Genomic DNA, 15,204 nt, shown 5'->3' with positions numbered 1-15,204 from the left:
AATAGTGGTTTACAAAGTATCAGTGATATTGGGGGCGGTGTATAAAAAGTTCGGTATTTCCGTTCCTTCTTTGATATAGAAGGGGAAGACATAGTTAAACCGTGAATTGGATGTTTTCACGATAAAATCTATTTTGATATACACGACGCCCTGCCATTCGTTGCTGCCGTCAATTTCGAGGTTCTCCAGTTTGATGCGGGGCTCGTAGAAGAGGATGGCTGTTTCCACTTTTTCGAGCATCAGTGTTTTTTGCCCGGTGTCCATCGGTTCAAATACGAATTCCTGCATGTCGCATCCGTAGCGGGGCTGCATGATCCGTTCGCCGGTGGCGGTGGTGAGCAGTATATGCAGGCTGCTGTAGATGTCTTCCACATCTTTCAGCATGGCCACGGTGCCGTATTTATTGAAGGCGGGCGGGAAGCTCCAGCCTCTGCCCAGAAAGCTGTTGTTATCCATGGGGTTATCAGTTTATTTTTACCAGTCCTCCTTTGACGCTTGTCATACCGTTGCCGGCCGCCAGTTCGCAACCACCGCCGCCATCGGCTTTAAAACCCATCGTGGCTTTTACGTCGGCTGTTTTTCCCTCGACGGTCATGGCGCCGGTAGCTTTGATGGTGATGTCTTTGGGGCTTTCTATACTGATGCCGCTGCTGTTCATCGTGATTTTATTACCATGTTCATCTTCGAGTTGCAGCACATCTGCATCTTCCGATACCAGGAATTTCTTTCCTGCGGGGGTATCGAGCTGGAAGCTTTTTTTCTGGTCGTTGAAAATCATTTTCATTTTGCTGCGGGTGACAAATCCTTTTTCGTCGTTGGCGTCGGCGGCTTTCAGCGGCGCGGGTAATGCGCTGCTGTTCAGCCCTCCGAGTACCACAGGGTAGTTGGGGTCGCCGTCGATGAAGCTGACGAGCACTTCATCGTTTTTCTCCGGCCGGAAAAAAGCGCCCCTTTCTTTGCCGGCATCGAGCGTACTGACGCGGGCCCATACTCCTTCTTCTTTACTGTTGATGAAAGGGAGGGTGACTTTAATACGGTCTTCTCCTTCCGGATCATTTTCCAGTTGTGTAACGATGCCCACCTGTAATGCTGTGATGCGGGATGCTGCGGCTTGTACGCCGGGGGGGACCGGTTGCTGAAAGCCGATTTGTATATCGGTGGTCCAGTTGCCTTTCACGATCTGGTGGCGGACGCCGGAGACGAAGGCGTTGCCTTCAAAGCGTTTACCCACGCCTTTGAGCGCCACGATGTTACCGGGTTTTATTTTCGGCGTGCCCTGGAAGTTGGCGCGGCCGGTGATCCGTGACAGCCGGGCATGTTGCAGCAGTCCGTCGGCGGCAGGCTGCAGTTCCGCGCTGTTGATCCTGTTATTGAATTTCAGTTCCGTGTCTTTGGTTTTGATGCTGGCAGCAAGGTCTTTCCCGTTGATGTTGCCACCCAGGTTGCCGGAGGGTTCTTTTGCTTCCACGGAGGTGAGCTGTTGACCGGAATAGTCCCACAGATAACTTTTAAGTCCCGGCGGCTGGGTGCGTGCATCCATTTCCAGGTCCAGTTCCAGCAGGGAAGAGCCGTACTGGACTGTTTCCACCGGTTGCTGTTGCAAGTCCGGCGCCTTGATGGTGGCTTTCCCATCGTCTATTACCACCAGCAGGCCGTTGGCGGTGGCTCTTTCCACCAGGAAGTCCCAGTCGCTCAGATGGTACTGTACCAGTCCGGGATGTTTATAGCTGGTGGCATCCACGGTTTTCTGCATATCCCAGGCAGAGAGGATATCTTCCATGATCTCTTTGTCTTTCTGGTCTTTGTAGTATTTCTCCTGCGGGGTGACAGAGGCGGCAAATACTTTGTCCCTGCATTCGATGGTGAGGAGGGAGATGTTTTTGCGCACTTTGATGCTGTTGCGTATTACCACGCCTTTGAAGATGGTTTCGTCTTTACCGCCGTAGCCGGTTTTGATTTCTATTTCTTTACCCGGAATAAAGAGGTCGGTGTCGGAAAGGGCGAATGTTTGTTTCGAGGCTTCTCCGTCCTGGTAAATCAGCGTGGCGGCGGGGATGCGGTTCACTTCCTTGTTGACCATCACCGAGGCGATCGGGTAGGAGCGTGGCACTTCCTGGCCGCCGGAGAGGACGGTGACGGTGGTCACAGAGGGTGTTCCGTTGGTTTGTATGTCGCGGTTATCGGGCATCTTCCAGTGGTAAAAAGTTAATAACGGTACCAGGTGTCAGTTTCCTGAAATTGGTGAGGTTGTTGGCGCGGGCCAGTTGAAAGTAATATGCCGGGTCTTCGTACTGGCGGAAGCTCATGAGTGACAGATGATCGCCGTTGGCCACGGTGCGCTGGTGCGTCAGGTCCGGTGACAGCGGATCTTCTTTGGCCACGCGTTTTTTGTCGTCGATGCTGCTTTTGAACGTTACCTTGGCCAGCGCGCGGATGGGGCGGCCATCGGGTTTGAACAGTTTGAAGTTGATGTTAAGGGAGGTGAGCCTGCCTGCAAAGGCCATGGGCCCCCATATTACGCGGAAGTGCCGTGGCTCGTGCGCATCCCCTTCATAGTCTGTCAGCAGTTTTTTGAACTTTTTGATATCGTCCCATATATCGGCGCGGGGCTGTTCATCGGCGATGCCGGTGGAGTCGAACAGCAGTTCGAGCGCCAGTTCGTCGGGTGCGATGGCTTTGAACTTCTGTTGTTTGCCGCTGGTGCCTTGTCCCTGTCCTTCGGCGTATTCGATTTTGTAGTTTAACTGGTAGCTTTCGGGGTTGATGAACGCATCGAAGTCTCCTGTTTTGGACGCGTCGTCCATTTCAGGTTTTTTGTATGCGATGATCTTTACTTTCTCCAGTTTTCCTTTATCAACGCTCATGGGGTTATTGTTTTTAGACGGGGTTATTTTTCCAGTTTGTCACGCAGCACCGCCATTACCTGCTCTACGCATTCGGCGATGATCAGGTCTTTGTCGGCATCTGCCTTGTCTGCCGGTGGTGGCTGATTGCCGCCACCGGTGTTAGGGGTGCTGCCTGGCGGGCTTTCGGCGGCGTTGACCACCACCCGGATATGTAGTTCCCTTATCTGGATGGGCATAGCAGTATTTTTTAACTGACAGTAAAAAACCGGTACCGGAGGTCCAGGCTTTCGACTACGATGGAACTGGTTTCTGCGTTCAGTTCCGTAATGGACCATTTTTTAGGCCAGGCCTGCGAAATGTTCCAGGTACGGATCGGCTCATGCTCGTTGTTGAGCAGGGTGATGACGATGTCTGAAGGGGTGAATTCCCTGTCCTGAAAAGCTTTCATGCACCATTCGAATATTTTCGAGTCTGTCAGCAGCATGCCCCTTTTGAGGGTGAGGTCGGGGTATTTTGTCCTGACCGGCAGGGTATGTTCAAACCTGTTTTCGCCGCCTTCCTTGACCGTTTCGGTTTCATATTCCACCGTGAGACCGGTGACGGCCTGGAAGCGGGTGTCGTTATCACTTTTGCCGAGGCCGGTAAATTCCACTTTGAAGTGGAACCCTACCGGCGGGTAGTAACCAGGCATAAAAATTTTGATATTTATGGATTTTTAAATTTGGTTATTTGACCAGGCTGATGCCTTCGTGTGCGATTTCTATTGTTTCTACCGCCACTTCGTTGGCATCTGCTTTCAGGTCGCTGGCCTGTACTTTCACCGGGAAGGCGTTGAGCACGGACCAGGTGAATACCGGCTGATGCACTTCATTCAGCAGTTTGATGGTGATGGTGCGCCGTTCTATTTTGCCGAGGTTGTTGACTTCCTTGAACCAGTCGAAGTATTCGGTTTTATTGGGGAAGGTGCCGCGTTTCATGGTGATGTTGCTGCTTTTCTGCAGGCCCGGCATTTTCACCTTGTTATAGTCTTTGCTTTGTCCTTCGCGGTATTCGATGACATCCACCTGTCTGTCGAGGCCTGTTACTTCTGTGAAGCCGATGGTGGTATCTCCCCATTTGACTTCAAAATGAAATTTAGGAATTGGATATTCAGCCATTTTGATTAGGTTTTATTGGTGAAAAGATGGATTAAGCCTGTGGCAGGATATGGGAGAAGCGCAGGATGATAAATTCCGCGGGCCTTACAGCGGCCATACCTATTTCGACGATCATGAAGCCGTTGAGGATGTCCTGGGCGGTCATGGTTTTGCCGAGACCTACAGCCACATAAAATGCCTTGTCGGGTGTAGCGCCTTGCAGGGCTCCCTGGCGCCAGAGGGTGAGCAGGAAATTCTCGATCATGGCCTGCACCCTTACCCAGGTATTGGCATCGTTAGGTTCGAACACAAACTGCAGGGTGGCCTTTTTGGTGCTTTCTTCCACCATGTTGAAGAAGCGTCTGACGCTGACATAGCGCCATTCGTTGTCGTTGCCGGCGAGGGTACGGGCGCCGTATACGAGGGTGCCTTTGCCGGTGAACGCGCGGATGGCGTTGATGGACTTGCCGGAAACTACGTCCACGTTGAGCTGATTGAGTTCACTGTTGGAGTAGATGAAGTCCGGTGTGCCGAGGATGCTGACGTTGGCCGGTGCTTTCCATACGCCCCGGGCGTTGTCCACCTGTGCGTATATGCCGGCGATGGATCCGCTGGGAGGCAGTGCCATGCTGGTGTTGTTGATACCGGCGATGATGCTTTTGAACAGTGGGAACCCGGCGGCGAGGGCATCGTTTTTCGCTTTCTCCAGGATGGAGGCGGCGTCGAGGATGCCGGCCTGTATGGTGCTTTGGATGGCGTAGAATTCATTTTGCACCAGCGGGATGACACTGAGCATTTTTGCTTTTTCTGTGGGACCGGTGAGCACGTTGTTGGCGGTGCCTGCGGCGCCCAGTACGCCGCCCCAGTTGGCGGTAGCGGTGCCGGAAAAAGTTTGCGTGGTGTATCCGGCGGTGGGAAGCGCTTTCAGATCAGCCTGGTAGTTGATCAGGTTGGTGTAGCGGTCTTTGAGCGCGATCACTGTATTTTTCAGATTCGTCACCATGTCCGCATTTTTAAGCGTGGCGGCAGTGTCGAGGGTGTTGACGGTGTTGGCGATGTCGAGCAGGTATTTAAAAACATCCTGCAGGTCGGCGGCGGCGCCGCTGAGGACGAACTTGTTGACCTTTTTATTGAAGAGGCTGTCCAGGCTGTCTGTGCCGAGGAGCGTGGTGAATTCCTGCCTGATTTTTTTGCTGTCGGCCGCGAGGTTGTCCAGGTCATCGATGACTTTTTGCACATTGGTATCGGGCGTAAAGTTTTTGAGGGAGGCGATGAGCACGCCGGCTTTTTTGATTTTGCCGACCATATCGGCGTACAGGATGTTTTTGTCGAGCGCCACCTGTACCCACGGCGTGTAGGCCATCCCGTATTTGAGGTTGTTGATACCTATTTTATCGCGGAATTCGGTGCCCTGGACATCGTTTCTTTTGAGGTCGAAAAGGCCTACGCGGTCTTTCAGTTCGTCGCACTGTTTCAGTGCAGACACCTGGAGGTCGTAGAGGGCGGTGCCGGCGAGGGTGGCGGCGTCGGGGAAGAGGAGGATGGTAGGTTCATCGTATTTAACGAGGGCGTCGATGCCTTTCTGGATATCGTTTTGTACCGGTGCGCCGGCCGTGTAAAGGCCTACGGACACGATGTAGCAGTCGCCTCCGCCGTTGGCGTAGAACAGCCGCAGGGAATCATAGAGGAACCACTGGTAGTCAACTTTGGCGCTGGAGAACTGGTTGTTGAGGTCGAGTTGTACTTCGGTGACAACAGGTTTGGCGGCGCCGCCGAAATACAGCTGGTAATCGGCGATGGAGCCGATGCGGGTCGGTGTATTGAGCAGGTCGCCGGGGCTCAGCATGTCTGCTTTTTCCGTATACCCGATAAATGCCGGGATGGCTGTTTCCACCGCTGCAATGGAAGGCGGAAACTTGGGCACTTCGTCTATATAAACGCCGGGTGTTTTGATGGCAGTTAAATTGAGCATGTGATGGGGTTTAAGATGTGATGGTTATAAAAAGTTTATTGTTCGAATAGCAGGGTGAATTTGCTGTTAGGCGTCCCTTTCTGATATTTGAGTTTACCACCGGGGTCCAGCAGGTCGTAGTTGCCGGGGCCGCGGATGATATTGATCTCGATGTAGCCGAAGAGCCTTTCGTTGTCGGTGGGGGCGGCCACGGTGACGGTTTGTTTGGAAATGTCAGGATAGGTGCTGCCGTTGGCTTTGGCCACGGCGTTACCGAATACATATCTTCCTTCTTTCGTGCCCACGAGGAAGTGAGCGTCCAGTTTGGTATGCGCTGCAACGACCGGAATAAATGTAAACCCTATCCTGATGTTTGTATAGCTGAGATCACAAACCGGGTCTTTGTCGGCCTTGACGGCTGTGGCCAGCCGCAGGCCGCCGTTAAAGGGGCGGACGACCAGTTTTTTATCGTCGAGTTGCCGGAGGGTGTCATCGTCGGGGTACCACTGCATCCATTCGGCTACCGGCATAGAGGGCTGTGCGGCTGTTACATACTGGTGTGACAGGGCTATTTCGCAAACATGCTGATAAGCTACAGAAATGTTTTCCATCAGAGACAGTCACTTTTTAGGGTCAATAACACTGAATTTCCCGGTGATGGTTTCGATCACGCCGTCACCTGTCACCACATTGCTGTTATGTAATTCAATCACGCGCATCACGTACATAATACTGGGATATACTTTGCCGCCGAGGATGGCCCACAGGTGGTTCATTTCTTCGAACGACGGCGAGTACATGTTCAGCACCACCCGGAAGTCGGTACCGTTGTAACTGGTAGAAAACTGGTTTTGTCCGTGAATGAAACGGATGATTTTCCCGATGTCTGAAACGGCATCCTTGTAGGTGCTTTTCCGCGAGCTGAAAAGGATGTAGGCATTCAGGAATACATAGGGGTTGAAATACTCTGTTTTCAGGGTGGCGTTGTTCACGCGGGAGTAAGCCGTGTTTTTTAAGGAGGGTTCTTCTTTCAGGTTCACCAGTGTGAGTAGAACGGACGGCGCAGCATTGCCCGGACTGGCGATGTTGCCCAGGTCGAAGTCTCCGCCCGCAAATTGCGGCGTCAGGCTATCTCTGATAATAGTCAGTATTTCGGTCAGCATACGTATATTTTAAACTGTATCCTTTATGGGGAAAAGCAATAGCAATCCGCTCCCGGTCGGTCATCTGCCGAAGGCAAACCACCAACAAAAAGAAAAAACAATCCGCTCCCGGTCGGTCATCTGCCGAAGGCAAACCACCAACAAAAAGAAAAAACAATCCACTCCCGGTTGGTCATCTGCCGAAGGCAAACCACCAGCGTAGGGAAAAGGCAGACCCGTTCCGTTTCATTATCTGCTATACAGATAATGATCAAAAGGGAATGTGGTCGTCTGTGAAATCAGCCAATCAGGACATTCATGGCACCTGTTGTTACGGCACCTCCGTGAGCTGTACTATCGCTTAATCGCGCTGCCGGCTTACCACCTATCAACACTGTGGCAGATCCGGTAATGATGGCATCAGGTGCTATAGGACAAACACAACTGTCTCCTATAACCGCCGCAGGTTTGCCGCCAATTAATACGGTCGGGCATCCCGGGCCAAGGACAGGTCCTCCTCCATGTGAACATACATGAAGATCCCCAATAGTCGCCGCTGGAAATGACATAAAGCAACAATGAAATTACTTCTCTTCTGAACTGCTCGTCTTAATCAAATTGAAATACTGGTCTCGGGTCTTCCTCCTGGCACATTTGGGGTATTCACTAATCTTTGAGGTTCAATAACAATGCTGCCAGGAAAAAAGAGTATAGTAGAAATCCGACAATTAAGGTAGAAATTAATTCTTTTACAACCAAATTATTTTTCAACAGGAATAAAAAAAGCTTCCCGCGAACGGGAAGCTTTACGGGGTGATATAGCGTTTTTATTAATTAGGAATCCTTATCAATAAGATGCTTTCATGCCCTTCTGTTCCCAATAACTGATCACCGGACGGAAAGGGCCATACTTGTGCTGCCGCGCGGAAAACGTATCTGCGAACGGGCCTTTGTCATAGTCGATCGCCTTTTCCGCAACATGGGGATAATCATAGTTTTTGACATCGGGACGGGCATGCAGACTGTCGTTATTGACGAAAGCGGCGATATCCAGCGCTTCTTCGTCGGTAAGGAAGGGTTTGTCCCACGTCGCTTTATCGTATGGCATATTGGCTTTAAGCCATTGCGCCTGCTTGATCACCCGGTGCATGCTGGAGCCGGGCTGGTAGCTCTGAGGTCCCCACAACGGCGGATAAGTGTAGGTAACACCGGCCAGCTGGCCTTCCCCGTTTTTGCCATGACAACGGGCACAGTATTCCTGGTATAACGTTCTTCCTTTCTCCGGATCTGCAGCGGCATCCGGCAGCTCCACGGCCAGATTGTGGCTGCCCTGGTGCGGCTTGTCCTTCGGCACAAAACTATTGATCCAACGGAGATACGACAGAAAAGCGACCATCTCTTTACTATCCAGCGGCAACGGTTTACCATTATGCGGGCGCGTTACACAGTTGTTGATACGCTCGGCCAGTGTCAGCACCCTGCCCTCCCGCGCACGGTACTGCGGGTATTGCTGATGGGATGTCATCAGGTTAAACGAAAAGGCTTTTGTGCCTGCATCCTGGTGACAGTTGGTGCAGTTCATTTTGTTGCCCAGGTAGCGGCCATTGACGCCGTCCGGACCGATATAATACGCGGTGTTCAGCATCAGCGCACGGCCATAGCGGACCAGCTCACCGTATGGGTCGTTGGGAATAGCACTGGTATCTGCCTTCAACAGCGCGGGCGCGTCAGCGACAGTGTCCGCCGGCGCTTTGGCGCTGCTGCCGGTATTGCAGGACCAGACCATCACAGCAGCAGCTGCCGCCAGAAAACAACCGGTACGGATGTATTGCATTGTCGTCATAATCAAAAGCTTTGTATGTCATTCTGCAATGACATAGGGTAATAACTGTGAGGGAGCGATAAATTCCGCCCGGTACGGAATGAAAGTGGTACGAAGCGTCCACAGCGGATGACCGTTGCGGGTGGTCAGTATCACCGTGTTGCGTTTGGAGCAGCATTGGACTACATGATCATGTCCTGCAAGATAGGCGCTGCCCATCCGCTCATTGAACAGATAAGGCGGCAGTACGGTCTTCATGGTGAGAATAGCCTGACGGGTACTGTCGTTCAACCGGAAGGCCAGCGTCTGCGACTGCTGCCGGGAAACGCCGTTGTCGAATAACATCAGCTCGTTGCCGGTGTTGATATGCACGGCGTGGCCCATATCAAACGCGGCGGAATCGGGAATAGCGAAATCGCCGCCGCTGCCGAATTTCCACATCACCTTGCCGCTTTGTGCGTTGACCTTCCATATCTGCCCGTTGTTGTAAAAGGAAACGAGGTAGTTGCTGTCTTTGTCGAAGCTCAGGCTGTTGGCATGCATCCAGTCGTGCCGCGTGCGCAGGATAGCTGTATCCGCGGTAGGCTCCAGCGCGTCAAATACGCTCCACTGCCAGCGTCGGCGGCCTTCCCGGTCATAGACCACAATGCCGTCGCTTTTGACAGTATCCTGTTCACCGCCGCCCTGCAGCGACAGGTCCACTATTTTTTGCACGCTGGTCAGCGCCACTATTTCGTCCGCGCCTTTGCGCAGCACTTCATGATGCACGTCATCCAGAAAGTCGCGCTGCCCTTTTTTCAAATGCAGTACCGTGTCGCCCTGCAGGCCGATCTCCAGTATTTCGTCGCCGTAACTGGTGGGGAACGTTTTATCGCCCAGGATACAGAGGAAAGTCTGCTGCGCCGTCAGGTGGGCCGTTTTAAAGCCGGTGCCCTGTACCTGGTGGTACCAGACAATACGTCCTCCGGCATTGACGAGGTAAATCATCCCGGGATCATCGCGCCGGTTGAGGAGGAGAAACCCGTTGCGGAAATCCGCCGGCAGTGTTTCTCCGGCCATAGTGGTGGCTTTCAGCTGGTCCTGTAGAGCTGGCGGCACGTCCATGTTGATGTGGATGGTGCGGGCGGTACAGCTGCAGAAGAGCAGCAGGCATAGCAGGCGTATGTGCATGGCAGTTAGCTGGTTAGGAAGCGTGGAGAGCATCAGGCTCTCCACGCATGAATATTATTTCCACAGATCGTTCTGTGTGGCTTTTGGATTGGCATTCAGCTCCCTTGCCGGGATAGGCAGTACATAATGTTTCGCCTTGAAGGTGTTGGCGCCTTGTTTCTGGCGGGCGGTCAGGATGGAGGCCAGTTGTGCGGCGGATTTGTTCCAGCGGCGCAGGTCGTAGATCCTGTTTTGTTCGTAGAAGAATTCCAGCAACTTCTGGTGGTCTATTTCCGCCATCAGCTGATCGGGGCCGGGCAGTTGCGTTGCGGTTTTAGGAGCGAGGCCTGCGCGGGTACGTATCTGGTTGATGTCTGCCAGTGCCAAGCCGGTGTGACCATTACGGGTGGCTGCTTCTGCGCGCAGGAGCAGTACTTCGGCGAAACGCATCACGCGGTAGTTGGCGGTGGAAGGCGTAGCGCCCCAGTAGTTATCGGCATTGGCCACATTGCGCCAGGCGCCGGTGTGTTTTTTGATGAGGAAACGTCCGTTGGTAGTGGTGTCCAGCTTCGTGTCCGGATAGAGGCGCACGATCTTGGAACGTGCGGAGCTCCACAGTTCATCGAACGTTTTGCTGTCGTAGAAGGTGGTGTCTTGCTCGCCGAGGGTGGAGCGTTTCCACATCAGTGTGGCATACATGCGTTTGTCGAATTTGGTATCCGCACCGGTAGGCCGCTGTTCTTTTACGAACTGGGACACGAGGTAGTTGGACGGTACATATTTAAGCCAGCCGCCACCGGCGGGTGGACCGATGAACTGCGGGATATAGTTAAACATCGGTGAATTGGCTGTTTCAGCGCCCCAGGGGCCGTACGGATCGCCGAGGGGAGCGCATACCCATTCGAAGACGGATTCTTTGTTGAACTCTTTCTGATCGGTGAAGTTGTCTTCGAAATTATCCACGAGGCCGTAGTTGTAAGGCGCTTGTGTGAGCAGTGTCAGCGTGGCTTCCGCCTGCGGATAGTTTTCCATATAGAGGTAGGCTTTGCCAAGGAAAGCCGTGGCGGCACCTTTGGTGGCCCTGCCTTGCTCTTTGGGATCGCGTGTTACCGGCAGTTTATCTTTGGCGGCGGTGAGATCGCTGATCACCTGCTGCCATACCTCTTCTTTGCTGGCGCAGGGGGCGGCATAGGCGTTGGTCGTTTCCACTGGTTCGGTGCGCAGTGGCACGCCGCCCCAGTTGGCCGCAAGGATAAAGTAGGAGATGCCACGGAGGAATTTGGCTTCTGCGATATAGCTGTCTTTTTTGGCGGCGTCGACCGGCACTTTATCGATACGCGCCAGTATTAGGTTGGCGCGGTGGATGCATTGATAGGTTTTCTCGAAGATATCGGCAGCGTCGCCGTTGTTTTCGTCGTTGGTATATGAGGCGATGGCCCAGGTACCAGGTTCTTCGCCGGGGATGGTAAACACATCGTCGCCCATGGCGTTGATGTCCTGAAGGCCGGTGAAGGCGCCCCAGTAGCCGTAGAGCGGAAGGCGCAACGGGCTGTAAGTGGCGGCCAGCGCCATACTGAGGCTGCTTTCATCTTTCCAGAAATTGGTTTCGGTGATCCTGTTGGGATCTGTTTGCGTCAGGAAATCGCGTTCATTGCAACTGCCGGCCAGCGTTATCGTCAGTGCCAGTGCGCCGATATATTTGAATGATTTTTTCATGAGTTGTTTTTTTGACGGTTAGAAGGAAAGGTTCAGGCCCAGCAGCAGTGTGCGTGACAGGGGATAGGCGTCCCAGGAATTGTCCATGCCGCGGGACAGTGCGCCGCCGCCCAGGTCGGGATTGTAGCCTTTGTACCTGGTGGCGGTGAAGAGGTTTTCAGCGGAACCAAAGAATCTCACCCTGTCGATGCCCCATTTGCCGGTGAAGGAGGAGGGCACGGTATAACCTAATTCAAAACGTTTGAAGCGGAGGTAGGAACCGTTTTCCAGCCATCTGTCGCTGTTCTCTCTTTTATTGTTGTTGGGATCGGAGAGGGTGAAGCGCGGGAAGTTGGAGTGGTTTTCCGGTGTCCAGGCGTCGAGAACGGCGGTAGAGAAGTTGGTCACTTCCGTCATTTTTTCCATCCATTGTCTTCTGCCGTTATAGATTTTATTACCGGAAACGCCTTCAAAGAAGATGTTGAGATCGAAGCCTTTGTAGGACAGGTTGGCGGCCAGGCCCATGGTGAATTTGGGGAAAGGGCTGCCGAGGTTCTGTACGTCCTGGTTGTCGATCTTTCCGTCGCCGTTGAAGTCTACGAAACGGATGTCGCCGGGTTTGGCGTCGGGTTGGATGAGGCTACCGTCTTTACCGCTATGGGCTTTCACTTCCTCTTCTGAATTAAAGATACCGTCAGTTTTGATCAGGAAGAAGGAACCGATAGGCGCGCCTACTTTGGCTCTTGAGATATCGCCGAATTCCTGTCTGCCGGAGCCGACGGTGATGGCGGTCATTTCGTTGGCGGTATGGGAAAAGTTGAACATTACGCGGTATTTAAGGCCGCTGCGGGTCTGGTCGGCATATTCCACGGAGGCTTCGTAGCCTTTGTTTTCGATGATGCCTGCATTCAGTGTAGGCGTGCCCGTTTTACCGACAGACAGCGGGAACGGTACGCCGAGGAGTACGCCGCTGGTTTTTTTATGGAAGACTTCAAAGATCACGAACAGTTTATTGTCCAGGAAGCCTGCATCGATGCCGCCATTGACGATCTTGGTTTCTTCCCAGGAGAGGTCTACCGGGGAAGCGTAGGAGCTGGCGGTGGCGCCTGGCCAGAGCACATCGCCCTGTACGTAGTTGATGCCGCTGGTGATGGCCGTCTGCGTGAGATAGTTGCCTATTTCCTGGTTGCCCAGTACGCCCCAGCTGCCGCGCAGTTTGAGGTTGCTGACAACATTACGCAGGCCGGAGAAGAAGTTTTCGTTGTGGATGTTCCAGCCGGCGGAGAAAGAGGGGAAGGAGCCGAACTGGTAGTCGTTGGCAAACCGGGAGGAGCCGTCCCGGCGGATAGAGGCGGTGAACAGGTATTTGGAATCGTAGGAGTACATAAGCCGTCCGAAGGTGGACAGGATAGCGCTCACATTGGCGTCGCCGTTGTTTTTCTGGGAGCCGGCGGTGCCTGCGCCCAGTACGGAAGTACCATCCGGCAGGTCGTTGCGGGAGGCGCTGAAGCCGGAGTAGGTGTTTTTCTGGGCGGTATAACCGGCTACCGCGTCGATATTGTGTTTACCCAGCTTTTTCGTATAGGCGAGGGTGTTTTCCACCAGCCAGGAGTTGGTGGTGCTGCTGCCTTCTTCGAGGTCGGGCAGGGTATTGGCGGCATTGCCGTCGTTATACATACCGGTATAGGTACGGGTACGGCCTTGTGTTTCGGTAAGACCTACATTGAAGCGGTAGCGGAGGCCTTCGATCAATTTCACTTCCACGAAGGCGTTGGCCAGCAGGTTGAGGTCTTTAGCGCTTCTGTTGACTTTTTCCAGCAGGGCGACGGGGTTAGACAGATTTTTCATGTATATCGGTCTCCTGCCGTATCCGCCGAGGTCCTGGGTAGGATCATAAACCGGAACGGTGGCGGGCATCACGAGGGCGCTGCCCACAAGGCTGTGGGTCTGGTCGCCGCCGCCGGGAGCGAGACGGCTGACGCCTCTTTTGATGATAACGGTCTCGCCTATTTTAATCCTGCCTTTTTCGTATTGTGTTTTTACGCGGAAGTTGGCAGCGGAGTAGTCGGTATTGATCATGGTACCGTTTTCTTTCAGGTATCCGCCGGAGACGTTGTAAGTAAAGTTTTTGGAGCCGCCGCTGAAGTTAACGTTGGTACGGGCGATGGTGGCCTGGCGGAAGATGGCGTCCTGCCAGTCGCTGTTGATGCCGTTGTAGTTGGGAATGCCGGTCATGTTGGCCTGCATTAGTTTCGTCCATTGTTCGCCGTTGAGGAGGCTCATTCTTTTGGGAACGGACTGTACACCGACCCAGCTGTCGATTTCCAGTTTGGGAACGGCTTCTTTCAGGCCGCCTTTGGTGGTGACGATCACCACGCCGTTGGCGGCGCGGGAACCATAGATGCTGGCGGTGGCCGCATCTTTCAGCACTTCGATGGATTCCACGTCGTTGGGGCTGACCCCGTCGATGCTGTTAACGAAGACGCCGTCCACGATAAACAGCGGGGCGTTGTTGCCGAGGGTGCTGAGGCCGCGGATGGTGATATTGAGGCCGGAGCCGGGGGCGCCGCTGGCGGATTCCACGGATACGCCGGGAACGCGGCCCTGGATGGCGCCGCTGATATTTTTGGAGACGTTGGCGCTGATGGTATTGACGCGAACGGAGGAAACGGAGCCGGTCACATCTTTTCTTTTCTGGGTACCGTAACCTACCACCACCAGTTCTTCCGTCTGCACAGCTTTCTGGCGAAGCGCGATGTCCAGCTGGCCGGCTTTGGTCACCTGTTTTTCAATGGTCTCGTAGCCGATAAAAGAGATGACGAGGGTGCCGCCGCCATCGGGCAGTTCGAGGGTGAAGTTACCTTTGGCGTCGGAGCTGGCGCCTTTGGAGGTGCCTTTCAGTTTCACGGAGGCGCCGGTCAGCGGTTCGCCGGTGAGAGCGTCGGTGATACGGCCGTAAACGGAGATATTGGCGACCGGTTTTACTTCCGTGCCGTCGGTTTTAACGGACAGGATAATGGTATTGTCCACCACGCTGTAGTTGAGCCGGTTACCTGCCAGGGCCTGGGCCATGACGTCTTCCAGGCTGGCGTGGCTGGCGGATACGGAGACCTTATCGGCTGTTTTCAGCATTTCCGTGTTGTAGAAGAAGGTATAGCCGGTTTGTTTCCTGATTTCCCGGAGCACCTTGGTGAGCGGCACACGGTGCATGTCGAGGGTCAGCTTTTGCGAGTAACCGGTAGCGCTGACCTGCAGGGCAAGTACCAGCAGCAGAAAAGCAGTTAGCTTCATAACTTTCAGCATTTGCGCGCACACCGGGGACCACCGGTGTTTGACGGCATTTCTAAATGGCATAACTTTGTTAGGTTTTTGGTGAGCAATAAGGCTTTTACGACAATATTTGTTTTTTGTTTACCAGAACAGCTGACCGGGCATGTGGCGACATGTCCGGTTTTTTATTTAG

The 15,204-nt window shown here is 53.5% G+C and carries 14 protein-coding genes; all 14 read right to left on the bottom strand.

Annotated elements, in window-relative coordinates; genetic code table 11:
- Positions 1-9: 9 nt before the first annotated feature.
- Positions 10-456, bottom strand: a complete 447-nt coding sequence (locus HF324_RS20790; RefSeq protein WP_168860719.1) for a GPW/gp25 family protein — start codon at positions 454-456, stop codon at positions 10-12.
- A 7-nt stretch (positions 457-463) separates the two neighbouring features.
- Entirely contained in the window at positions 464-2,188 is a 1,725-nt protein-coding gene (gene vgrG, locus HF324_RS20785; RefSeq protein ID WP_168804319.1) for a type VI secretion system tip protein VgrG, read from the bottom strand.
- Positions 2,178-2,864, bottom strand: a complete 687-nt coding sequence (locus HF324_RS20780; protein ID WP_168804318.1) for a CIS tube protein — start codon at positions 2,862-2,864, stop codon at positions 2,178-2,180. The genes vgrG and HF324_RS20780 overlap by 11 nt, the downstream gene beginning before the upstream one ends.
- A gap of 23 nt (positions 2,865-2,887) precedes the next feature.
- Positions 2,888-3,082: a DUF5908 family protein gene (locus HF324_RS20775; protein ID WP_168804317.1), complete on the bottom strand. Its 195-nt coding sequence runs from the start codon at positions 3,080-3,082 to the stop codon at positions 2,888-2,890.
- A gap of 11 nt (positions 3,083-3,093) precedes the next feature.
- On the bottom strand, positions 3,094-3,537 hold the full coding sequence (locus tag HF324_RS20770) for a phage tail protein (RefSeq protein ID WP_168804316.1): 444 nt from the start codon (positions 3,535-3,537) through the stop codon (positions 3,094-3,096).
- A 34-nt stretch (positions 3,538-3,571) separates the two neighbouring features.
- A complete protein-coding gene (locus HF324_RS20765) occupies positions 3,572-4,003 on the bottom strand; it encodes a phage tail protein (protein WP_078671504.1) in 432 nt (143 codons plus the stop codon).
- Positions 4,004-4,034: 31 nt separating this feature from the next.
- Positions 4,035-5,954 carry a phage tail sheath C-terminal domain-containing protein gene (locus HF324_RS20760; RefSeq protein ID WP_168860718.1) on the bottom strand — a complete coding sequence of 640 codons (1,920 nt, stop codon included), beginning with the start codon at positions 5,952-5,954 and terminating at the stop codon, positions 4,035-4,037.
- Positions 5,955-5,989: 35 nt separating this feature from the next.
- Positions 5,990-6,544, bottom strand: a complete 555-nt coding sequence (locus HF324_RS20755) for a hypothetical protein (RefSeq protein WP_168804314.1) — start codon at positions 6,542-6,544, stop codon at positions 5,990-5,992.
- A gap of 9 nt (positions 6,545-6,553) precedes the next feature.
- Entirely contained in the window at positions 6,554-7,096 is a 543-nt protein-coding gene (locus tag HF324_RS20750; RefSeq protein WP_168860717.1) for a Pvc16 family protein, read from the bottom strand.
- A gap of 278 nt (positions 7,097-7,374) precedes the next feature.
- Positions 7,375-7,644 (bottom strand): PAAR domain-containing protein, encoded by a 270-nt coding sequence (locus tag HF324_RS20745; RefSeq protein ID WP_078671508.1) that lies wholly within the window; start codon positions 7,642-7,644, stop codon positions 7,375-7,377.
- A 278-nt stretch (positions 7,645-7,922) separates the two neighbouring features.
- Positions 7,923-8,918, bottom strand: coding sequence for a c-type cytochrome (locus HF324_RS20740; RefSeq protein ID WP_220100789.1), 996 nt, complete (start codon positions 8,916-8,918; stop codon positions 7,923-7,925).
- Positions 8,919-8,936: 18 nt separating this feature from the next.
- The gene (locus HF324_RS20735) at positions 8,937-10,112 is read right to left on the bottom strand and encodes an aryl-sulfate sulfotransferase (RefSeq protein ID WP_168804312.1); all 1,176 of its coding nucleotides are present in this window, start codon (positions 10,110-10,112) and stop codon (positions 8,937-8,939) included.
- Positions 10,113-10,121: 9 nt separating this feature from the next.
- Entirely contained in the window at positions 10,122-11,762 is a 1,641-nt protein-coding gene (locus tag HF324_RS20730; protein WP_168804311.1) for a RagB/SusD family nutrient uptake outer membrane protein, read from the bottom strand.
- A gap of 18 nt (positions 11,763-11,780) precedes the next feature.
- Complete coding sequence (locus tag HF324_RS20725) at positions 11,781-15,032, bottom strand: TonB-dependent receptor (RefSeq protein WP_168804310.1); 3,252 nt, start codon at positions 15,030-15,032, stop codon at positions 11,781-11,783.
- Between the last annotated feature and the right edge of the window lie 172 nt (positions 15,033-15,204).

It is taken from the genome of Chitinophaga oryzae (assembly GCF_012516375.2).
Classification (GTDB): Bacteria; Bacteroidota; Bacteroidia; order Chitinophagales; family Chitinophagaceae; genus Chitinophaga; species Chitinophaga oryzae.
This window is presented reverse-complemented; position numbering and strand designations above follow the sequence as displayed.